17 protein-coding genes and 1 other annotated feature are annotated in these 20,889 nt (G+C 53.1%); of the genes, 5 read left to right on the top strand and 12 right to left on the bottom strand.

Annotated features, from left to right (window positions below; genetic code table 11):
• Positions 1-200: 200 nt before the first annotated feature.
• Genes BMX22_RS13465 through BMX22_RS13475 form a run of 3 tightly spaced genes read left to right on the top strand, consistent with a single transcriptional unit; the run spans position 201 to position 3,842 of the window.
• Positions 201-3,173 carry a signal peptidase I gene (locus tag BMX22_RS13465; RefSeq protein ID WP_074742940.1) on the top strand — a complete coding sequence of 991 codons (2,973 nt, stop codon included), beginning with the start codon at positions 201-203 and terminating at the stop codon, positions 3,171-3,173.
• On the top strand, positions 3,154-3,597 hold the full coding sequence (locus tag BMX22_RS13470) for a hypothetical protein (RefSeq protein ID WP_318259755.1): 444 nt from the start codon (positions 3,154-3,156) through the stop codon (positions 3,595-3,597). Before BMX22_RS13465 ends, BMX22_RS13470 begins: the two co-directional genes overlap by 20 nt.
• A gap of 17 nt (positions 3,598-3,614) precedes the next feature.
• Positions 3,615-3,842 carry a hypothetical protein gene (locus BMX22_RS13475; protein ID WP_074742942.1) on the top strand — a complete coding sequence of 76 codons (228 nt, stop codon included), beginning with the start codon at positions 3,615-3,617 and terminating at the stop codon, positions 3,840-3,842.
• Between the two features lie 41 nt (positions 3,843-3,883).
• Here the strand turns inward: BMX22_RS13475 and BMX22_RS13480 are convergent, their stop codons facing one another.
• From BMX22_RS13480 to feoB, 3 genes are read right to left on the bottom strand one after another with little or no spacing between them, the layout of a single operon-like run.
• Entirely contained in the window at positions 3,884-4,321 is a 438-nt protein-coding gene (locus tag BMX22_RS13480) for a PPC domain-containing DNA-binding protein (protein WP_074742943.1), read from the bottom strand.
• A 12-nt stretch (positions 4,322-4,333) separates the two neighbouring features.
• Complete coding sequence (locus BMX22_RS13485; RefSeq protein ID WP_081349216.1) at positions 4,334-4,483, bottom strand: FeoB-associated Cys-rich membrane protein; 150 nt, start codon at positions 4,481-4,483, stop codon at positions 4,334-4,336.
• 2 nt (positions 4,484-4,485) lie between these two features.
• Positions 4,486-6,825, bottom strand: coding sequence for a ferrous iron transport protein B (gene feoB / locus BMX22_RS13490; protein ID WP_074742944.1), 2,340 nt, complete (start codon positions 6,823-6,825; stop codon positions 4,486-4,488).
• A 396-nt stretch (positions 6,826-7,221) separates the two neighbouring features.
• On the opposite strand from feoB, the gene BMX22_RS13495 reads away from it, so the two are divergent.
• Positions 7,222-8,085 (top strand): PP2C family protein-serine/threonine phosphatase, encoded by an 864-nt coding sequence (locus BMX22_RS13495; protein WP_074742945.1) that lies wholly within the window; start codon positions 7,222-7,224, stop codon positions 8,083-8,085.
• Between the two features lie 351 nt (positions 8,086-8,436).
• Here BMX22_RS13495 and BMX22_RS13500 read toward each other — a convergent pair whose 3' ends face one another.
• Positions 8,437-10,254, bottom strand: a complete 1,818-nt coding sequence (locus tag BMX22_RS13500; RefSeq protein ID WP_177173035.1) for a phosphoenolpyruvate carboxykinase (GTP) — start codon at positions 10,252-10,254, stop codon at positions 8,437-8,439.
• A 592-nt stretch (positions 10,255-10,846) separates the two neighbouring features.
• Here BMX22_RS13500 and BMX22_RS13505 point away from each other — a divergent pair.
• On the top strand, positions 10,847-11,485 hold the full coding sequence (locus BMX22_RS13505; protein WP_074742946.1) for an AAA family ATPase: 639 nt from the start codon (positions 10,847-10,849) through the stop codon (positions 11,483-11,485).
• Between the two features lie 449 nt (positions 11,486-11,934).
• Here BMX22_RS13505 and BMX22_RS13510 read toward each other — a convergent pair whose 3' ends face one another.
• From BMX22_RS13510 to cysS, 8 genes are all read right to left on the bottom strand, one after another.
• Positions 11,935-12,870 carry a hypothetical protein gene (locus BMX22_RS13510; RefSeq protein ID WP_074742947.1) on the bottom strand — a complete coding sequence of 312 codons (936 nt, stop codon included), beginning with the start codon at positions 12,868-12,870 and terminating at the stop codon, positions 11,935-11,937.
• Complete coding sequence (locus tag BMX22_RS13515) at positions 12,867-13,928, bottom strand: hypothetical protein (protein WP_074742948.1); 1,062 nt, start codon at positions 13,926-13,928, stop codon at positions 12,867-12,869. The genes BMX22_RS13510 and BMX22_RS13515 overlap by 4 nt, the downstream gene beginning before the upstream one ends.
• Before the next feature lie 74 nt (positions 13,929-14,002).
• Positions 14,003-14,719 carry a PrsW family intramembrane metalloprotease gene (locus BMX22_RS13520; RefSeq protein WP_074742949.1) on the bottom strand — a complete coding sequence of 239 codons (717 nt, stop codon included), beginning with the start codon at positions 14,717-14,719 and terminating at the stop codon, positions 14,003-14,005.
• A gap of 1 nt (position 14,720) precedes the next feature.
• The gene (locus tag BMX22_RS13525; protein WP_074742950.1) at positions 14,721-15,485 is read right to left on the bottom strand and encodes a hypothetical protein; all 765 of its coding nucleotides are present in this window, start codon (positions 15,483-15,485) and stop codon (positions 14,721-14,723) included.
• Positions 15,486-15,662: 177 nt separating this feature from the next.
• The gene (locus tag BMX22_RS13530) at positions 15,663-17,069 is read right to left on the bottom strand and encodes a glycine--tRNA ligase (protein ID WP_074742951.1); all 1,407 of its coding nucleotides are present in this window, start codon (positions 17,067-17,069) and stop codon (positions 15,663-15,665) included.
• 85 nt (positions 17,070-17,154) lie between these two features.
• Positions 17,155-17,697 carry a DUF5684 domain-containing protein gene (locus BMX22_RS13535; protein ID WP_074742952.1) on the bottom strand — a complete coding sequence of 181 codons (543 nt, stop codon included), beginning with the start codon at positions 17,695-17,697 and terminating at the stop codon, positions 17,155-17,157.
• A 411-nt stretch (positions 17,698-18,108) separates the two neighbouring features.
• Complete coding sequence (locus tag BMX22_RS13540; protein ID WP_074742953.1) at positions 18,109-18,645, bottom strand: DUF5684 domain-containing protein; 537 nt, start codon at positions 18,643-18,645, stop codon at positions 18,109-18,111.
• Between the two features lie 17 nt (positions 18,646-18,662).
• Positions 18,663-20,081 carry a cysteine--tRNA ligase gene (cysS, locus tag BMX22_RS13545; protein ID WP_074742954.1) on the bottom strand — a complete coding sequence of 473 codons (1,419 nt, stop codon included), beginning with the start codon at positions 20,079-20,081 and terminating at the stop codon, positions 18,663-18,665.
• A 143-nt stretch (positions 20,082-20,224) separates the two neighbouring features.
• Positions 20,225-20,416, bottom strand: a binding site (T-box leader).
• Positions 20,417-20,889: the final 473 nt, after the last annotated feature.

Here is a 20,889-nt window from a genome sequence, read left to right on the forward strand (position 1 = left end):
AGCAAACTATGACTTTTGAACAGAGTGAGCGAGTGAAACGAGCGGCAACGAAAACTGGGTTCCAAGGGGTGCGCCCCTTGGCGGGTCAAGGGCAGAGCCCTTGCGGAGTTCAGAGGCAGAGCCTCTGACAGGGGCTGGGACAGCGTCCCAGAAAAGGCGCAGCAATAATTATTCCAAGCAAAAAAGGCAGGTGAGAGCAAGTGAAAAACGGATACAGCGAGTGGTACAAGGAATTCAGCGAATTTTCCGAGGCATTCGACGACGACGAAGTATATTCCGCGCTTGACTCTCTCCTCCGTTCGAGCCATAATACCTTTGCCTTCAACAAGAAGATAATGGAGAAGGCGATAGACGTATCATGGGTAGAGGCGATAGAGAACGGCCTCGTCCACGTGGACAACTTCCTGCGCGCCCCGAGGAAGACGATAGAGGACGTGGAGGAGGTAGTACCGATAGCGCTGTCGAGGAAAATAACGGTAGATTCGGTCAAGCACCTCGCCCAGCACACCGACCTTATACAGAGCATCGACAAAAAAACGGGCAAGATAACGCCGTCGAAGATACTGAACATCCACAAGGAAGAGAGTATGTTCACCTACGAGAACAAGTTTGTGAACACGCTGATAGACAGGCTTTTCATCTTCATCAACACCAGATATGAGAAGCTTGCACAGGTCGCCCGCGACGAGGAGGTCTTCTCCCTCGGCTACGACACGTCTATAGACGACGGAAACGGCGGACGAATGAAGGTCGAGCTGAAAATAGAGACGGTAGACAGCCTTGACACATACGACGACAACGGCTATACGGTATGGCAGCGCGTAGAGAAGCTGAAAAAGGCGATAGAGGGCTACAAGGGCTCAGAGCTCTGCACCACCCTCGGCGCGACGTACATCCGCCCGCCCGTAATGCGGACGAACGCGATAATGAAGAACGTAGACCTCAAAGCCTGCCTGACGCTGTGGCAGTACATCGAGAGCTACGACAAGGTAGGCTACGAGATAAACGTGCAGAACAGCGCAGTCAAGCCGCAGAGGGAGTACATCGAGGACTTCTACAAAATGGTAGTGCTGAACCTCCTGCTGTTCCGTTCATACATGAACAACGACTCGGAGAAAAAGCTCGAGGTGCTGAAGGAGCACAAGGGCAAGAAGATAGCTCCGAAATTCGAGAAGAAGTTCAGCAAAGAACTTGCCGCCGACTACAGTGTAACGTCAGAGGCGGTAGCGGGCTATATCGCAGCAGACGGCGAATTCAGGCTCGAGAAGAAGCTGCCGCCCGACCTCAACCTCATGTTCGAGCAGATAAACGAGGTCATCGAGATAGAGACTGAGTACATCAAGGAGCTCGAAAAGAGGCGCAAAGAGGAGGAACGGCTCCGCATCGAGGCAGAGGCGCGCCGACTGGAGCAGGAGCGTATCGAGGAAGAGCGCAAGGCAGAGCTCGAACGCCAGCGCATAGCCAAAGAAGAGGAAGAGAAGCGACTGCAAGAGATGCTTGCGAAGAAGCGCGCCGAGCAGGAAGCCGAGGAGCGCGAGCGTCAGCGTCTTGAGGAGGAGCGACAGGCTCGTCTCGAGGAGCAGCGCAGACTCGAAGAGGAAGAGCGCCTGAAGAGAGAGGAAGAGGAGCGTGCTGCCGCCGAGCGTGAGCGTATCGAGCAGAACAGGCAGCTCGCCCGCCATGAGCTCGGAGGAGCAGAGGGCATAGCCGACGAGGAGCTCAACAGAGCGCCCGATGAAGCAGAGCTCGAAAAGCAGGCGTACGAATCCGTCACCGATGAGGAGCTCGAAGCCGCGAAGGAGGCAATGGAGGCAAACGGCGAGACCGAGACAGAGCTCGAAGACCCGCGAGCTGTCGCAGCCCGCATGAAGCTCGAACAGCAGAAGCGCGAGAAGGAACGCGCCGAAGCAGAGCGAGCCCAGCGTCTCAAGGCAGAGCGTCTGCACTTCGAGAGCAAGCATTTCAGGGATATATACCGCGAATACTCGTGGAATCCGATATATGTGCTGATGAGGCTGATAAGGCATCTGCTCGCGACCGTATTCGGCATTATCCCCGAAGATACGGACAACCCGCTGTATAAGCAGCTCCTTGCCGAAAAGAAGGCGGGGAAGGAGCAGAAGGAGCGCGAAAAGCAGGAGCGTACCGAAATGGAGGTATACTACCGCAAGTACGCGAAGGTCGCCAAGTACCAGCTCAGGCGCTTTATCAGTGACTGGAAGTTCAAGCGCAAAAAGCGCAAAGCAGACAAGAGCAAGCCGAGACCCGCATATACGCCCCCTGTAAGGACAGCCGAGGAGACCGCCGCGATACAGGCGGAGATGAATCGTCTGTACAAGGAGTACCACGTAGGCACAGCAGAGAAGCTGATGCGTGCATGGCAGGAGCGCAGGCAGGAGAAGCGCGAGCTTGAAGAGAGCATCCGTGCTAATGCCGAAAAGGTCAAGGAGATACAGGCTCAGCAGGCAGAAGCCGCCGAAAGCTCCGAGGAGGATAGCGACAACACCAACAGGATAGCGAACATCATCGCAACGGTATTGGTAGTGCTCGCGCTCGGATTCGTGATATATGTCATGGTATTCTCGGCGCAGGGCAAGGCGGTCGACATATTCGGGCACAGCATACTCCGCGTAGTTACGGGCAGTATGGAGCCCTCGCTCCACGTGGGAGACTTCATCATAATCGAAAAGACCGACCCCGAGGAGCTGACAAATGGTGACATAATCTCGTTTTATTCCGAGCAGAGCGACATCTACGGAATGCTCGTGACGCACAGGATAGTCGGCAAGAGCGATGACGGCAGATTCATCACCCGCGGCGACGCCAACCCCGTCGACGACAGCATAACGGTCGCCCCCGACAAGATAGTCGGCAGATTCAAGCGCAAGGCACAGTTTTTCATATGGGTGAATTCGTTCACCGATTCGAGGAAGATACTGCTTCTCCTCGTGATGATACCGACGACGCTGATAGCGCTGTACGAGCTGAAAACAGTGATGAAGCTCGGCAGGAAGCTCAGCGAAGACCACGAGCAGGAGGAAAAGGAGCGCCGCGAGTCAGCGGTCAGAGAGGCGATAGAGAAGGAGAAGCGGCGGCTTGAAGAAATAGGATACACGGAGGATGAGAACGATGCGGACAAGTCAGGAATCGTTGATGAAAAGGAGAATGATTAGTGCTATCGTTCTGTTTGCGGTCACACTTGTAGCACTGCTTGTTTTCATCGGACTGTACATTGACGAAACGAAGCGGACTCAGGAGAAGTACTACATACAGTACACGGCTAATCTGAGCCATGTGTCCGAGGACATAGACTCCTACCTCAATGCCGAGGGTGATAAGGATTTCCGCTATGTCCGCCTGATAAGTGATATGAGCAGTGCGGATTCGTTCGCATTTCTGCTCAATCGTCTCAGCGATGACAGGAAGAAGACGATAAACGAGTTCCACACCTGCATAATGCGGTATCCCGAGCAGATGCAGACCGAGGAAAAGCTAACGGAAGCGAAAAAAGCCGTAGATGATATACTTGCGGAGCTCGACCAAGGATATGAAGAAGCGCAGGCTCTTGTAGATTCGATAGATAAGCAGGGGCATTAACGGAAGGAGGATAGATGATGGGAGAAAAGAGTCGATTAAAGAAGGAAATAAGGCTGTGCATGAACACTATCAAGGAGATAGAGAGAAAGCGTTCGCGTTCGCAGTCGGCGCTTGTACAGGCGATATTGCTTCAGGAGCAGCCTGACGAAACGGACGTAGAGTGGTTCAACAAGTACACGGGCGAGATAACCGCCTGCCGTAATCACATGATAGAATTGCAGAAGAAGCTGAATTCAATCAAATAAGCAGAACAGCCATTGAGCATATGCCCAATGGCTGTTTTTCCTTAATCAAAATTCCAGAATCCCGTACCTGTTATCGGGTCTTTCTTCTTGCGTATGATGCCTCCGACGACGGGGCGGAGCTCTATCTCCGCGGTGTAGAGCACGGTTATCGACTTGATGTGCCCGCCCGAAGTGAGATGTGCGCCGTCCTGCTTGTAGGAGAAGAGGGCGTGAGTATGGTGCGTGAGCCTGCCGCTCTCGTTGACGGCGATGTTGCCCGTCATGGACACGAGTTCAAGCATACCGCTGACGGTCTCGGTCTCGAAGCTGCCGCTCTCGGGGATAAAGGTCTGTATCTCAGCCGAGCTGCAACCGCCGATACCGTAGAAGGTAGCGCTTGAAATGCCCTCCTTTCCGCAGATATCGAGCAGCGAGGTGATTATCTCGTCGCCCTTGTCGAGGCGGATATAGTAGCTCTCTCCGAATTTTCTGTAGTCCATATTAAGCCCTCCTTAATTCTTTTTCTTTTTGCAGCTGTCGCTGTAAGCGCAGCCCTCGCAGCCTCCGCAGCCTCCGTCCTTGCGGTGACGGAGGATAAACGCAAGCGCTCCGACGACTGCCGCAGCGATGATGATTATTAGGAAGATATCAACAGCATTCATGTTCACTTACCCATTGCAAGTCCGACGAGCTGAACGGCAGCCGCCGCGAGCCAGGCGATCCCGCACTGCCACACGACCACGAATGCAGCCCATTTTCTGCCGTATTCGCGGCGAACGGAGGCAATCGCAGCCACGCATGGGGTATACAGGAGCGAGAACACGAGCAGAGAAGCCGCGGTAATGGGAGACATAAACGCAGTGACATCGCCCGCGAAGAGGATCTTCATCGTCGAGACAACGCTCTCCTTAGCGATGAAACCCGTCACGAGGGAAACGCAGATACGCCAGTCGCCGAGCCCCGCGGGCTTCATGATCGGAGCGGCGAGCCGCGCGACAGAGGCGAGAATACTGTCCTCGGGGTTCTCGACGAGGGCGAGATTGAGCCCGAAGCTTTGCAAAAACCACACGGCGATAGTGGCGATGAGAATGACCGTGAACGCTCTCTGGAGGAAGTCCTTAGCCTTCTCCCAGAGGAGCTGCGTGGTATTTCTGACCCCTGGCATACGGTAGTTCGGGAGCTCCATAACGAAGGGGACGGGCTCGCCGCGGAAGAGGGTATGCCTGTAGAAAATGGCGGCGAAGATGCCGACGACGATGCCGAGGAGGTAGAGCCCCGTCATAATGAGGCCGCCTCTTTTGGGGAAGAAAGCGCTGATGAAAAAGGCGTAGATAGGCAGTTTCGCGGTACAGCTCATAAACGGGGTGAGCAGGATAGTCATTTTTCTGTCACGCTCACTGGGGAGCGTCCTTGTCGCCATTACAGCGGGTACGGTACAGCCGAAGCCAATGAGCAGCGGAACGATACTGCGTCCCGAGAGCCCTATTTTACGCAGCAGCTTATCCATAACGAAGGCAACGCGGGCGATATAGCCGCTGTCCTCAAGCAGCGAGAGGAATAGGAAGAGCGTGACGATAATGGGCAGAAAACTGAGCACGCTGCCCACTCCCGCGAAGATACCGTCGATTATGAGGCTGTGGATAGCGTCGTTGACATGAGCGCGCGTGAGGGCGGAGTCGGCGACATCGGTGAAGTAGCCGATACCCTCCTCGAGCAGCCCTTGCAGCCACGCTCCGATGACGTTAAAGGTCAGCCAGAAAACGAGCCCCATAATGCCGATAAAGGCGGGAATAGCGGTATATTTTCCTGTCAGCACCCTGTCTATGCGGCGGCTGCGGATATGCTCCTTGCTCTCCTTTGGCTTGATGACAGTCTCGGAGCACAGCCTGTTAATGAAGCGGAAGCGCATATCCGCTATAGCGGCGCTCTTGTCGAGCCCGCGCTCCTTCTCCATCTGGCGCACGATGTGCTCCATGAGGGCCTTTTCGCCGTCGTCGAGCCCGAGCTGACTGATGATAAGCTCGTCGCCCTCTGCGACCTTGCTTGCCGCGAAGCGGATAGGCAGCCCCGACTGCTCGGCGCGCCCTTCTATGAGGTGGCAGATACCGTGCAGACAGCGGTGAACAGCGCCGCCGTTTTCGGACTTCTCGCAGAAGTCCTGTATAACGGGCGGCTCGCGGTAGTACGCGACGTGAACGGCGTGCTCGACGAGCTCCTCGATACCCTCGTTTTTAGCCGCAGATATCGGAACTACGGGCACTCCGAGCATTTTTTCCATATCGTTGAAGTCAATACTGCCGCCGTTTGAGGTCAGCTCGTCCATCATATTTACAGCAACGACCATAGGGATATTCAGCTCGAGAAGCTGCATTGTGAGGTAGAGGTTGCGCTCGATATTATTGGCGTCAACGATATTTATGATGGCATGGGGCTTCTCGTTGAGCACGAAATTTCGGGAAACTATCTCCTCGCTCGTATACGGCGACATCGAATATATACCCGGGAGGTCGGTTATCAGCGTGTCGGGATGACCTTTTATAGCCCCGTCCTTGCGGTCGACGGTCACTCCGGGGAAGTTGCCGACGTGCTGCTTCGAGCCTGTAAGGCGGTTAAAAAGCGTAGTTTTGCCGCTGTTCTGGTTTCCGACAAGCGCAAATGTCATTACCGTGCCCGCGGGCAGGGGAGTACCGCTGCCCTTTGGGTGGAACTTTCCTCCCTCGCCGAGACCTGGGTGCTCGGAGCGCTTCATTTCGGCTTTTCTGGAGCTTGCGGCTTTTTTCTCAGTGGGCTCGACCTGTATCAGCTCGGCGTCCGCGAGCCTCAGCGTCAGCTCGTAGCCGTGCAGTGTCAGCTCCATAGGGTCGCCCATAGGTGCGAGTTTAGAGACGGTTATTTCAGTATGCGGGATTATTCCCATGTCGAGGAAGTGCTGACGCAGCGCACCCTCGCCGCCTATCTGTGTGACTCGGACGGTATCGCCGACCCTGACTTCTTTGAGTGTCATTTTCTATTCTCCTAACATAATTATCCTTCTTAGTATATTCTAACACTATAGAGAAAAGGTGTCAATTTTTAAGCGTTTGCAATATCTAACTCTGTATAAAATTAAAACATTTAGCTATATTTGAAACGGAGACTGTAAAGCAACAAAAAAAACATTGTTCCACGTGAAACAATGCGTTTTTTACAATAAAAACGGCATTTATAATTGTAAATAAAATAAAACATTTATCCATATCAGGACACGGAAACGGCGCCCCGACAGTTCGCGTGGAGAGTTCCCGCAAAGCCCTTGATTTTTCATAAGCTCCGTGATATAATAGCATTGTTGAACAAAATCGACTTTTGTCGAAAAGCGCGGACAGAAAAAAATAAGCTCCGCATGAAAGAGATGATATAAATGTTACGATTATTCGGTAAAAAAGAGGAGCCGTACGTCTCGATACTCGCAGGGACAGACGACGACGAATCCGAGGACGGCGAGCTGATCGTGTCAGCTGTCACGGACGTAGGCTTCGTCCGCGAAGGCAACGAGGACAGCTTCTATGCGGACGGATTCGGCATAAAATCCGAGGAGAGCTGCCTCCTGAGCAAGGCTGTGGGAGGCCATATCCGTTATATTTTCGCGGTCTGCGACGGCATGGGCGGAGAGGCTTACGGCGAGCTCGCTTCCAGAATTGCAGTGACCTCTCTGAGCAAGCGCGCGGAGATCCTCCGAAGCGTGGATATCAGCAGGCTCCACAGCGCCGTCAACGACTTCGCCAACGCCGCAAATGCAGGTATCTGCCGCATGGCCGGGCAGAAAAAATGCGGCAGGAGCGGCTCTACGCTTGCTATGGTGTGCATAGATAACGGCATGGTCTACAGCTTCAATCTCGGTGACAGCCGCGTGTATTACTACAGCGGCGGCAAGCTCACCCGCCTCTCTCAGGACCATACCCTCGCCGCTCAGAAGCTGCGCGACGGCAAGCTGAAAGCAGAGATACGCAGCAGCTCCGACGCGCATAAACTGATAACTTTCCTCGGCGTGGACGACGACGAAATGGGGCTGACTGCCTATGCACACGAGCCCGTCGAGCTCGGAGACGGCAAGGTGCTGATATGCAGCGACGGTCTGACCGATATGTGCAGCGACGAGGAGATAGCAGGCGTCCTCGGCGAGCGGCACTCGAATTATTCGGAGGCTCTCGCGGAAAAGGCCCTCACCAAAGGCGGCTGGGATAACGTCACCTGCATCGTCATCAGCAAAAAGGCTGCGGTATAAAAGAGCCCCTACAGTTGGTTGCTGTCAGGTGTTATGTAAGGCGTGGGACGTCGAGGACGCCGTCCCCTACAGATAGTTGCCGTGGGTATGACTGGGGGGATTGGCGGGGCGATGTGGGCATCGCCCCCTACATATTGTATCATGGCATTGTTCTGTTATGGCAAGTACGCCCAATCGGCGCCCCTACACGATGGTGTTTTATGCGGGATTATTGGGTTCTCCGCCGTCCCATGCAATTATACAAAAAGGCTATCGGTCGCCCGATAGCCTTTTATTTTTGTATGAACCGCGGGGGAGCACTGCCGCCCTGAAACAGGTTTCAACGCGAACCGCGCGCGCCCGCTTGGCGCATTACTTGTTGAGGTTTGCCTCTATCATGTCGAGCTCATCGTAGAGAGCCTGCGGGATATTGCCGCCCTTTGCCTTGATGTCCTCGTCATAGTATCTTCTCATCTCGGCGATCTCCTTCTTCCACTCTTCCTTGTCTACCGTAAGGAGAGCCTGAAGTGCTGTGGGAGTTACCTCGTCCTCGATGCCGCTGAGGTTGATGTCCTCAGGCTTGGGGAGGTATCCGATAGGTGTCTCTACAGCGTCTACTTCGCCGTCAACACGCTTGATGATCCAGTCGAGAACACGCATATTCTCGCCGTAGCCGGGCCACAGGAAGTTGCCTTCGTCGTCTGTTCTGAACCAGTTTACGTTGAATATCTTAGGAGCCTTGCTGCCAAGTCTTGCGCCCATTTCGAGCCAGTGAGCCCAGTAGTCGCCTACGTTGTAGCCGATGAAGGGCTTCATTGCCATCGGGTCGTGACGGAGTACGCCTACTGCACCTGTTGCAGCAGCTGTTGTCTCAGACGAAACTGCTGAGCCGATGTATGTACCGTGTGTCCAGTCGAACGACTGATATACGAGCGGAGCTGTTGTAGCACGGCGTCCGCCGAAGATGATAGCCGATACGGGCACGCCCTCGGGATTGTTGAACTCGGGGCTGATGCACGGGCAGTTCTTTGCGGGTGCTGTGAATCTTGAGTTGGGGTGAGCAAGCTTCTTGCCTTCCTTTACCCATTCCTCACCGTTGCACTTGATACCTGTCCACTCGGTAGCGTCCTTGGGCGGATTATCGTTGAGCTTCTCCCACCAAACTGTGTTGTCGGAGTTGTCGAGTGCTACGTTTGTGAAGATAGCGCCTTCCTTTGTGCAAGCAAGAGCGTTGTAGTTTGACTTTGCATTTGTTCCAGGAGCAACGCCGAAGAAGCCGTTCTCGGGGTTGATAGCGTAGAGTCTGCCGTCCTTGCCTGGCTTCATCCATGCGATATCGTCGCCGACTGTGAATACCTCATAGCCGTCCTTCTTGTATCCCTCGGGCGGGATGAGCATTGCGAGGTTTGTCTTGCCGCAAGCCGACGGGAATGCTGCTGTGATGTACTTGATGTCGCCGTTGGGCTTCTTTACGCCGAGGATGAGCATATGCTCTGCCATCCATGCTTCGTTCTTGCCCTGGAAAGATGCGATACGGAGTGCAAAGCACTTCTTGCCGAGAAGTACGTTTCCGCCGTATGCGGAGTTGATCGACCAGATAGCGTTCTCCTCGGGGAACTGTACGATGTATCTGTTCTCGGGGTCAACGTTTGCCTTGGAGTGGAGGCCTCTTACGAAATCGTCGGAGGTATCGCCGAGGTTCTCGAATGCCTGCTTGCCCATTCTTGTCATTATGTTCATGTTGAGCACAACGTAGATAGAATCGGTAACTTCAACGCCTACCTTGGCAAGAGGAGAGCCGATGGGGCCCATGGAATAGGGGATGACATACATCGTTCTGCCCTTCATTACGCCGTCGTACATGGGGATCAGCTTAGCCTTCATCTCTTCGGGGTCCATCCAGTTGTTTGTAGGACCTGCGCCCTTCTTTTCCTTCGAGCAGATGAATGTTCTGTCCTCAACGCGGGCAACGTCGTTCTGGCGTGTTCTGTGGTAGAGGCAGTTGGGGTACTTCTCGGGGTTGAGCTTGTACATTTTGTCCCAGCTGTCGTCGGGGAGAGATGTTACCTCTTCTGTGAGAGCGTCGAGCTGCTCCTTGGAGCCGTCGATCCATACTACCTTGTCGGGCTTGCAGAGAGCGACCATCTCGTCGACCCACTTTAATACATTGGGGTTCTTTGTCAGTGACATTGATATATACCTCCTAAAAGATTATCGTTTCAGTGCGGCGGAAATGCCGCGCAGGGAAACCGAAAATACCGATTTACCCTCAAATACTATTATATACAATTTTTGTCAAACTGTCAATAGCGGGGAATGATATTTTTTTGTCATAGCATTATAGGCAATACCGCACAAAGCTTGTGCTGGAGATGCGCCGACAGATTTTTCGTCAGATTGTATAGAAATTCCGCAGGCATACTGACGTATGTCAAGGGATTTCTGTGCAAGATGACGGAAAATATGCAAGCATATCCAGTACAAAGCCTTTAGGCGGGCTTTGTGCGGTGTTGCCTATATACTGCGCACGGATGATTTCGGCGGAAACAGCGTCGGCTCTGCTGTTCTCTCATATACCATTTCTTGCGGCAGGAGGTCGAAAGTTGCGTTGAATGCGATGGTTTGTTGTACGGACTGCACAAGTATTTCAACATTCACTTGTATAAAAGGTAGAATCACATTTAAAAACAGGTGTTTTTTATTCGACATTGTTGAAATATCTGATTTTTGTGGTATAATTATATTATGTTATATTATATATAAGGAAGCGGAGGCCATTGATATGAAGAAAACTATCATCACTATCGAACGTCAGTACGGCAGCGGCGGCAGTACCATAGGCAAGCTTGCTGCGGAAAAACTCGGCGTCAACTACTATAACAGACAAATACTCGAAATGACTGCCCAGAAATGCGGTATTTCCGCCGAGTACCTCGAATCTGCCGAGGAGAGCGTGCCTACGAGCTTCCTCTATTCTCTGCTGCTCTCGGCTAATCCCGCAAGAACTATGGAGGAGAATCTGCCCCTCTCGGATAAGGTCTTCCTCATGGAGAGCCGCATCATCAGCGAGATAGCCGAGCGCGAGAACGGTTTTGTCCTCGTCGGTCGGTGCGGCAGCTATATCCTCGAGGATAAGGGCTGTTTCAGCGTGTATATTTACGCTCCGCACGACGCGAGGATACAGCGCGCGACCGAGGAGTACGGCGTCGCCCCGAACAAGGCCGAGAATATGCTGAAAAAGATCGACAAGCGCCGTGAGACCTTCTTCAACGTCAACACAGGCAGAAGCTGGCAGGATAAGGACCTCTATTCGCTCTGCCTCAACAGCGCCGAGCTCGGCGATGAGCTGTGCGCGGAGCTGATCGTCAAGGCGTATAACGAGTATAATGCCCGTTTCAGAAACGAGGCGGGTATCAAGTGAGCGGCTGTGCTCATACGGAAGCAATACGGGACTTATCGGGGGAAACCTTTCTGTAGAAAGGTTCCGCCAACAGCGGCGGTCCCCTCTGTCGCTTCGCGACATCTCCCCGCACTGCGGGGAGTCACCCCCGAGCGCCTTACCAAAGACTTTTAGCCCAAATTTTGCCCCTATGGGGTACTCTCACGAAAAAAAAAGACTAACTCTTTCCATACAAGAAGAGTACCCCATAGGGGCAAAATTTAAATTGAAAGTTTTAGGAAGGGAGTTTGAGGGAGAACCCTTTTTCAAAAGGGTTTCCCTCAATAAATACTCCGTATTGCTTATGTATGAACAGAAGTAGGGGCTGATGCCAACATCAGCCCCTATAAATCAATGTGAAGGGGGGCGATGTGGACATCGCCCCATTCATTTTCAATTTAGCCTTCAGGCGGGCTTTGTGCGGTGTTGCCTTAACGGTGTCTGCCGCCGCCGCCGAAGCTGCCGCCGCCTCCGCCTCCGCTGCGGAAGCCTCCGCCGCCTCCGCCTCCGCTGCTCTGCGGGATATGCGTCGTCGATGTGTGCGAGCGGATCAGCTCGTCGTTATTTACCGAGAACCGCGTCTCGTCCTTTGCAAGGTAGATGTTGGGGTTCGTCTTTGCCTTGAACTTGTAGTTGCTCTTGGCGACAAAGAAGGTGATGAGGTGGGCGATGCCGCCTCCGACAATTGCTATGAGCAATGCCTTGAGGTACACGGCGGGCGGTTTGAATTCAGTGACCTTCAGCTCGCCGTTTAAATAGTAGATGTACTTTTTCGTGTTCTTGTCGTAATAATATTTCAGTCCTGCGCGAAAATCTTCCTGATACTCGTTCAGCTGACCGTAGAAGGAATTTATAGCTGTCCTTACATCGGAGGAATAGTCCGTGTCTGCACTGAAAGAATCGGATGAGGGCAGATAGCAGAGCGAGGCGTCGAGGATCTCGTCCACGTCCTCCTGATAGAAGAGGATAGCCTTGCCTGCTGTAGCCATATAGTCATAGGCAGGCTTTTTGCCCGTCATATCAATGAAGAGGTACACGCCGTCGGTATCATCGCCGAAACGCTCGGAGTATGCCTTCTTGCAGAACTGCACCTCGTCACTGTCGCTCATTCGGTACTGAGGTCCTGCGATGAAAACGCAGATATTCATTTGCAGCTTCTCGGAGTATTCTCTTGTGCTCGAGTTGAGCTGTTCGAGAACGTAGCTCTTGTCATTGAATATGCCCGCGTTGTCGATAACGCATGAGAGAGAGCTGTCTCCCGACCAGCCTGCCGCGGTATTCTCGGCGGAGGCACACAGAGTACAGAACGGGAGCATCAGCATTATCGCTATGATCGCGGCAGCTGCTGCCGATATAAGACGTTTCATAATAGCAGCGCACCTCCCAGAAAGCAGATAACTCCCACGATCAGTCCTATTATAGAGGAGAATGCGAAGAGCTTGGGCTTGGAAAGAGGCGGTGTTCCCGCGAGCTTGCCTGTCTGACCGTTCATTGCGAACTCGTAGACCTTATCGTTGTACTTGTAGCTCATGAACCACACGGGGAGCATCATATAGCTCCAGTCGGTCTTGAGGATATTGTAGCTCTCGTTGTCGACCTTTATCGAGGAATACCCCTTCGCTATACTTTTCTGTATGACCTCGCGCGCTACCTTGTCGGAGCGCTCGCGGATACGCGGGAATACGCCTGCGCGGTCGACGTCGTACTTGTCGGCGTAGAAGCCGCTGAGGTAGGACATCGAGAAGTCCTTGAGGTCTTTGTAGTCAAAGGGTTCGATCGCTTCCATGAGCAGGTCGTCTATCTTGCTCTCGCCGTCGGCGGGGATCCCCTTGTTGAGGATGCGCGCGTTCCTGATTATGCGGAACTCCTTGGTCTCGGTGTAGACATACTGGCCCGATGTCCATGTACGGACCTTCTTGCCCGTCGCGGAATAGCGGGCGTCAACGTCGCAGTCCGCCACCCAGAACGGCACATACAGTCCTGTCATTTTTTCGAGCTGCTGCTGCGACTTGAAGTCGCTCGGCACGAATTTGCGCCCCTTGCACCAGTTCTTGAACGCGTCGAGAGCCTGCTCGCGCGTATATCTGAATCCGATGACCTTGTTTGGCTTGTAGTCGCCTGTGAGCTTGCCCGCAAGAATGACGGGATTATGGCAGTAGTAGCAGAAGAGAGCCGTCTGACCGTCGTCAGCCATTATCTCGGCTCCGCAGCTCTGGCAGTGGTAGAGGTTGGTGTGCTCGGCGAACTCGTCTTTTGCCTCCTCGACCACCTCGTCGGTGGGAAGAGCCTCGAGCTCTGCGTATATCTGCTTTACCTCTTCGATCGTGAACGAGCTGTCGCAGTATTCACAGCCGAGTTTCTGGATAGTCGGGTCGAATTTCAGGTCGGCGCCGCAGTTCGGACATTTGTATTCGGATGCTTCCAAGCTTCACATCTCCTTTCGCAGTTGCGTGAGTAGTATCTGATACAAGCAGGCGGATGTACATCTGCCGCTTCATGTCATACGTATGAATACGGTGAAACGGGTGAATCCTCGCGTGAGAGCCTGTTTACGGTAAGGAAGGCGAGGACGGTTATCACTACCTCGAACATGAGGAAAACGATCACGAACAGCCAGTTTCCGACTGAAAGACAGAAATCATAGAAGCCGTGTATCAGTACAGGCAGTATGAACGATATCGCAAAGCCCGCTATGGTAAGCGGTATCTTGCGCGCGCACCACGCCTTCTTGGCTACGCCGTAGTGATAGCCCATGTATACGGCGAATATGGTGTGCCCAGGGACTGACGTCAGAGCACGCAGAAGTGCGACTCCGAAGCCGCCCTCAAATACGTAGAGCACGTTCTCGAGCGCAGCGAATCCGAGCGACACCGACACTGCGTATACTACGGCGTCGTAGGTGTAGTTGAACTCCTTCGACCACCACGTCCGCAGGAAGAGACAAGCGAATTTGCAGCCCTCCTCTGCGACCGCGATGACGAAGAAGCAGTCGAGGAACTGGTATATCGGGCTTGTTTCGCTGAGCACCAGCGAGAGCACCGCACCGCCGATGAGCTCGAGGATTATGGCGGGGATAATGGACAGACCGCCCAGTCCCACGAGCTGGAGAAGCAGCTTCATCGGTTCGGGTTCGACCTTGTCCTTTTTGCGTATGTAGAAAAAGAGTATCACCGCGGGAGCAAGCGCCGCGGAGAGAAGATATCTTCCTTTGAACATTTTATTCCTCCTTTTGAGCGGCAGAACGTGAAGTAAATCTTTCCTTTGCCTGCGAGATGAGCTCGGGCTTGGATTTTATGATATAGGGGTATTGCCCATCGGGCGTAGTCGGGATATTGACGAAGTCGGAGAGCCAGCTTCCGTCGCTGTCGACGAGCACGAAGCATGGGCTCATATGCGAGAAGCTGTCAAATTCCGCGCCGTATTTCTTACCGTTTTTGAATTTGGGAATGATGTATCGGTCGGCAATGCTGTAGAGCACGTCGGCAGCGGGCTCGATTTCGTTGCTTCTGCTGACGCATATCTCGCACTTGTAGGGAGAGCGCACCTCCCCCTCGGGCTTGAAGCTGTAAGAAACTCCCGAATCGTCGAGCTTTGCGAGGACGTCCCTGTCCGCGAACATCTTAGCAGATAGGTAGTAGTCGGTCACCTCGTAGTGCGAGTTGAACATATAGCCGTGGTTGAGGAACTGGACGACCGAGAATTCCACTCCGTTTGCGTCGGAGTAAAGATAGGCTGTTTCGTCGGAATATTCGGCAGTTTCGAGCTCGCGCACGAACGTGAAGTCAGTGCCGTAGCAGTCCTCGAGCCAGTTTTCTATGTAGTCGGTGGTGTATGGCTCCTTGCCGCTGTTGGGCTCGACCTTGGTACACGATCTGAAAAAAAGCATTACCGAGACCGCGAGGGCGATAAACGCCGCGAGCGCGAAAATGCTCAGCCCGAGCACTATCCTGCCGATTATTGTCGCTTTCTTTTCGTTGTTCATAGTATTTCTCCGATTCGGGCTGTCGGGGACGCCAGCCCCTACAAATCACATCTGTGGAAATAATCGTAGGGAACGGCGCCCCCGCCGTTCCGTATTGCCGCCGGTCGTCGTGCGGCGGAACGCCGAGGGCGGCGTTCCCTACAAAGAGAATCGTCTTATGCCCTTATTATGTTTTGATTAAAACTCCATCTTTGCCTCAAGGAAGGCAACAAGGTCATCAACAGCGATACGCTCCTGCTCCATTGTGTCGCGGTCGCGGACGGTTACGCAGTTGTCCTTCTCGATGGTGTCGAAGTCGACTGTGATGCAGAAGGGCGTGCCTATCTCGTCCTCGCGGCGGTATCTCTTGCCGATAGTGCCCGACTCGTCATAGTCTACCATGAACTTCTTTGACAGCATCTCGTATATCTCCTCTGCCTTGGGCGAGAGTTTCTTTACGAGCGGCAGAATTGCACACTTATACGGTGCGAGTGCGGGGTGGAAGTGCATAACTGTGCGGACATCCTTCTTCTCGTTGCCGTTCTTGTCGGTGGAGATGAGCTCCTCTTCGTCATATGCCTCAGTAACGACAGAGAGGAAGAGCCTCTCTACGCCGAGCGATGGCTCGATGACGTAGGGAATGTACTTCTCGTTGGTCTCGGGGTCGAAGTATTCGAGAGACTTGCCGCTTGTGTTGATGTGCTGGGTGAGGTCGTAATCTGTTCTGTCGGCTACGCCCCAGAGCTCGCCCCAGCCGAAGGGGAAGAGGTACTCGAAGTCGGTAGTTGCCTTTGAGTAGAAGCAGAGCTCCTCGGGAGAGTGGTCGCGCAGACGGATATTCTCCTCCTTGAGACCGAGGCTGAGCAGGAAGTTCTTGCAGTAGCTTCTCCAGTAGTCGAACCACTCAAGGTCGGTGCCCGGCTTGCAGAAGAATTCAAGCTCCATCTGCTCGAACTCGCGTACACGGAAGATGAAGTTTCCCGGAGTTATCTCGTTGCGGAAGGACTTGCCGACCTGTGCTACGCCGAAGGGGACCTTCTTGCGGGTAGTTCTCTGGATGTTGGCGAAGTTTACGAATATGCCCTGTGCTGTCTCGGGGCGGAGATAGAGCTCAGCCTTGCTGTCCTCCGTAACGCCCTGAAAGGTCTTGAACATGAGGTTGAACTGGCGGATATCAGTGAAATTCTGCTTGCCGCAGTTTGGGCAGACGATGTTCTTCTCCTTGATGTAGTCCATCATCTGCTCGTTGGTCCAGCCCGCAACGTTGGTGCCGTCGAAGTCCTCGATGAGGTTGTCGGCGCGGTGACGGGTCTTGCACTCCTTGCAGTCCATGAGCGGGTCGGAGAATCCGCCGATATGTCCCGATGCGACCCATGTCTGGGGGTTCATGAGGATAGCCGAGTCAAGACCTACGTTGTACTTGTTCTCCTGCACGAACTTCTTCATCCACGCATTCTTGATGTTCTTCTTGAGCTCGACGCCCAGCGGACCGTAGTCCCATGTATTGGCGAGACCGCCGTATATCTCGGAGCCAGGGTATACAAAGCCCTTCGATTTACAAAGGTCGACGATCTTGTCCATGACTTTTTCGTTGTTTTTAAGCATTTTAAGTACCTCTTTCGGTGAATTATTGTCATTGCTATTATTTTACATCATACACGCTCAAATGTCAAGCGTGACACAGCCCTGTTCATTCAAACCATTTGATGTGGTTTTTCGGTCCGACGTAGCTTGTTTTACCGTCGAATGCCATTACGATATAGATAATGGGTCCGAAGAATATCGAAAGCACGCACCATACCGTTTCCTTGCCGTAGGACTCGGTGAAGATGTAGCGGAAATATCCTGTCAGCACTGCCATTCCGATGCTCAGCACCATACTTAAAAGTGAAAGCGGGAGCGAGATAATGCTGAGTATCGCAAGAGAGCCGTCACCCGAGGTAGCGATGGCGTTGATGGTGTTTGCTACGCCCATGCATAATGAGTAGGCTGCCGATGTGCATAGTGACGCTATACCGAGCTTGTAATTGCCCGTAGCTATCTTTGACATTATTATGGTGTTGTATATCGGGATTATCGCCTTCCAGCCGTCCTCGCCCGCCTTCTCGAAGAGCTTCCACATCGAGACGAAATTGATGACCAGCATCACCAGCGCAACGAGAAAAGCTATTCCGATAAGGATAATAAAGAATATTCCTAGTCCTGCTAAAGCCATTCCTTCATTTGTACTCATAGTTAATTACCTCCGTTTATACATTATTTTTTGGTTATCTGTGTACCCTCGCGGCGGGGAGCCCCCCGCGGGCGGTTCGCGTGGTCACTCGTAAACTCGTTCACATATATGAGCGACAAGTATATTCCCGCGATTGTTACTCGCCGAAAGCAGAGCCCTTGCCTTAAAGCTTGTTAATTTGTGTACCATCGCGGCGGGGAGCCCCCGCGGGCGGTTCGCGTGGTCACTCGTAAACTCGTTCACATATATGAGCGACAAGTATATTCCCGCGATTGTTACTTGCCGAAAGCATAGCCCTTGGTTTAAAGCTTGTTAATTTGTGTACCCTCACGAGTCTCCTTTATCTCATAGCCGAGAGCCGCTATCTTGTCGCGGAGCTCGTCTTAAGTAGCAAATGTTTATAATTGAATTTCAGTTTGGACCTACGTACTCCGTTTTTTTGCTGAAGCCTATTATGATGAATATGAACGGAGCGAAAAAAATTGCGAGTCTGCAAAGATACGGCTCCTTGCCGTATGATTTGACGAAGGAGTATGAAAGAACACCAAATAGGATCAAAGCTATCAACAAACCCATCATTCCTGTCTGAACGAACATCATTAAGACAGTGCTCACCACAAACGTAAACGTTGGGGAGTCAACAAGCATTTCGATTGGACTGATTATTAATAATAATATCTGCGGCAGCAGGTATAGACCGATTAAGACGGAAATTAAGACAGCCATAGTGCTTTTTCCTGTTGCGATCTTTGACATCTGGAATACATTGTATACGGGAATGAAAGCCGACCAGCCGGGGCGGTCAGCCTTTTTGAACAGTATACGCAGGGCAAACAGGCTTATCAGTCCGGCTACCTCATAAATCAGCCCTATTGCCACAAACAGAGTTAAGGAATAACCGATCAGTTTGAAAAGCGGGTTAGTCTGTTCATCGAGAGCAAGCAGCATATAGTCCCCATCCTTTGCTATTTCTTGGCTATCTGTGTACCCTCACGAGTCTCCTTTATCTCATAGCCGAGAGCTGCTATCCTGTCGCGGAGCTCGTCTGCGAGCGCGAAGTTCTTCTCCTTGCGGGCTGCCTTGCGCTGCTCGACTAACTCCATAACGTCACTCGGGACGTCGAGGACGCCGTCCCCTACAGAGTTCGCCTTAGCTTCCGCCTTCTTGATGAGGTCGAGCCCGAGCACCTTGTCGAACTCGCTGATGAGAGCGAGCTTTGTCGCGTTGTTTGCAGCAGATTTCAGCACATCGTAGAGCACGGTTATACCCATAGCGGTGTTGAGGTCGTTGCCGAGAGCGTCGTTGAAGCTCTGCATGAGGCGGTCGGACTCAGCCTTGTCGATGTCGCCCGACTTGTCAGCAGTGAGCGGAGCTATCTTCGCGATGAGCTTGTCAAATGTGACCTTCGCGTTGTCGAGGTTCTCCCACGAGAACACGAGAGACTTGCGGTAGTGCGACTGTAAGCAGAAGAAGCGGTAAACGAGCGGGTCGTAGCCCTTCTCCTCAAGGAGAGACACCGTGAGGAACTCGCCGCTCGATTTGCTCATCTTGCCGCTGTTTGTATTGAGGTGGTGAACGTGGAACCAGTAATTGCACCACTTATGCCCGAGGTATGCCTCGGACTGCGCTATCTCGTTGGTGTGGTGCGGGAAGGCGTTGTCTATGCCTCCGCAGTGGATATCAAGGTATTCGCCGAGGTTCTTCATGCTTATGCACGAGCACTCGATATGCCAGCCAGGATAGCCCACGCCCCACGGAGACTCCCATTTCAGCTCCTGGTCGTCGAACTTTGACTTGGTGAACCACAGTACGAAATCGGCTTTGCTGCGCTTGTTCTCGTCCTCCTCGACGCCCTCGCGGACGCCTACTGCGAGGTCCTCCTCCTTGAAGTCATTGAACACGTAGTATTTTTCGAGCTTTGAGGTGTCGAAGTAGATGTTGCCGCCTGCCTCGTAAGCGTAGCCTTTGTCCATAAGGGCAGAGATAACGCGGATAAACTCGTCGATATACGTGGTCGCGGGTACGACCGCATCGGGTGTCTTGATGTTTAGCTTGGCGCAGTCTGCGAAGAATGCGTCGGTGTAGAACTTGGCTATCTCCATGACGGTCTTGTGCTCGCGCTTGGCGCCCTTGAGCATCTTGTCGTCGCCCGTATCGCCGTCGCTTGTGAGATGTCCGACATCGGTGATATTCATCACGCGCTTGACATCAAGCCCCGTGAAACGCAGGTATTTCTCGAGGATATCCTCCATGATGTAGCTTCTGAGGTTGCCGATGTGCGCATAGTGGTACACGGTCGGGCCGCAGGTGTACATCGAGACCTTTCCCGCCTCACGCGGTACGAACTCCTCTTTTTTGTGTGAGAGAGAATTATACAGCTGCATATTATTCCTCCTTGCAGGTTTTTGCGAATGATCGTGTTTGGTGCGGACCCCGCCGATGCCGTGAAAAGGGAAACTCAACTTTGTGTATGCGGTTTTTTCTCATGCGGTCATCGTAAAATATGCAAAAAACCTCCTGTGAAGACACAGGAGGCGTATTTACGCGGTTCCACTCCGTTTTTTACTCTGAGCCCTTAACGCGGGAGTTCGTCGGCGGATACTTTGGTTTCCCCGCCGAAGCTGACAGCCGCACTTCACCTTTTTCGTCTGCGGACTCGCACCGACCGTCCGCTCTCTGAAAGACCGCGAAAAAGCTACTCTGACTGCTACGCCTTTGATAAAACTATTATATACTAAGTGACATTGATTTGTCAATACCCTGACAGACTTGATATTTCGGTATTTATTGATAAGGCAGCAGATAACGGTGAATGGTGCGCCGAGGCGAGGATGTATGGGGCGGTCGGCAGGCATTGCTTTGCTCGCCTGCCTGCTTCTCAAGGGGGACGTCGTCCCCTCGGTGAGGGTGATTCCCGCTTTGCGGGGGGATTTATTGTAAAGTATCGGTAGATGTTCCGTCGGCTGCGCCGAGGCGAGGGTGTACGGGGCGGTCGGCAGGCTTTGCTTTGCTCGCCTGCCTGCTTCTCAGGGAGGGACACTGTCTCCCTCGGTGAGGGTGATTCCCGCTTTGCGGGGGGATATTTTGTATAGTATCGGTAAGTGTTCCGTCGGCTGCGCCGAGGCGAGGGTGTACGGGGCGGTCGGCAGGCTTTGCTTTGCTCGCCTGCCTGCTTCTCAGGGAGGGACGCTG

Source organism: Ruminococcus sp. YRD2003 (assembly GCA_900109435.1).
In the GTDB taxonomy this organism is placed as follows: domain Bacteria; phylum Bacillota; class Clostridia; order Oscillospirales; family Ruminococcaceae; genus Ruminococcus; species Ruminococcus flavefaciens_G.

Coding starts and splice junctions, on each gene's coding strand:
- BMX22_RS13470 (WP_318259755.1), top strand. CDS start 3,154: ATGAAAAGGAGAATGATTAGTGCTATCGTTCTGTTTGCGGTCACACTT.
- BMX22_RS13475 (WP_074742942.1), top strand. CDS start 3,615: ATGGGAGAAAAGAGTCGATTAAAGAAGGAAATAAGGCTGTGCATGAAC.
- BMX22_RS13480 (WP_074742943.1), bottom strand. CDS start 4,321: ATGGACTACAGAAAATTCGGAGAGAGCTACTATATCCGCCTCGACAAG.
- BMX22_RS13485 (WP_081349216.1), bottom strand. CDS start 4,483: ATGAATGCTGTTGATATCTTCCTAATAATCATCATCGCTGCGGCAGTC.
- feoB (WP_074742944.1), bottom strand. CDS start 6,825: ATGACACTCAAAGAAGTCAGGGTCGGCGATACCGTCCGAGTCACACAG.
- BMX22_RS13495 (WP_074742945.1), top strand. CDS start 7,222: ATGTTACGATTATTCGGTAAAAAAGAGGAGCCGTACGTCTCGATACTC.
- BMX22_RS13500 (WP_177173035.1), bottom strand. CDS start 10,254: ATGTCACTGACAAAGAACCCCAATGTATTAAAGTGGGTCGACGAGATG.
- BMX22_RS13505 (WP_074742946.1), top strand. CDS start 10,847: ATGAAGAAAACTATCATCACTATCGAACGTCAGTACGGCAGCGGCGGC.
- BMX22_RS13510 (WP_074742947.1), bottom strand. CDS start 12,870: ATGAAACGTCTTATATCGGCAGCAGCTGCCGCGATCATAGCGATAATG.
- BMX22_RS13520 (WP_074742949.1), bottom strand. CDS start 14,719: ATGTTCAAAGGAAGATATCTTCTCTCCGCGGCGCTTGCTCCCGCGGTG.
- BMX22_RS13525 (WP_074742950.1), bottom strand. CDS start 15,485: ATGAACAACGAAAAGAAAGCGACAATAATCGGCAGGATAGTGCTCGGG.
- BMX22_RS13530 (WP_074742951.1), bottom strand. CDS start 17,069: ATGCTTAAAAACAACGAAAAAGTCATGGACAAGATCGTCGACCTTTGT.
- BMX22_RS13535 (WP_074742952.1), bottom strand. CDS start 17,697: ATGAGTACAAATGAAGGAATGGCTTTAGCAGGACTAGGAATATTCTTT.
- BMX22_RS13540 (WP_074742953.1), bottom strand. CDS start 18,645: ATGCTGCTTGCTCTCGATGAACAGACTAACCCGCTTTTCAAACTGATC.
- cysS (WP_074742954.1), bottom strand. CDS start 20,081: ATGCAGCTGTATAATTCTCTCTCACACAAAAAAGAGGAGTTCGTACCG.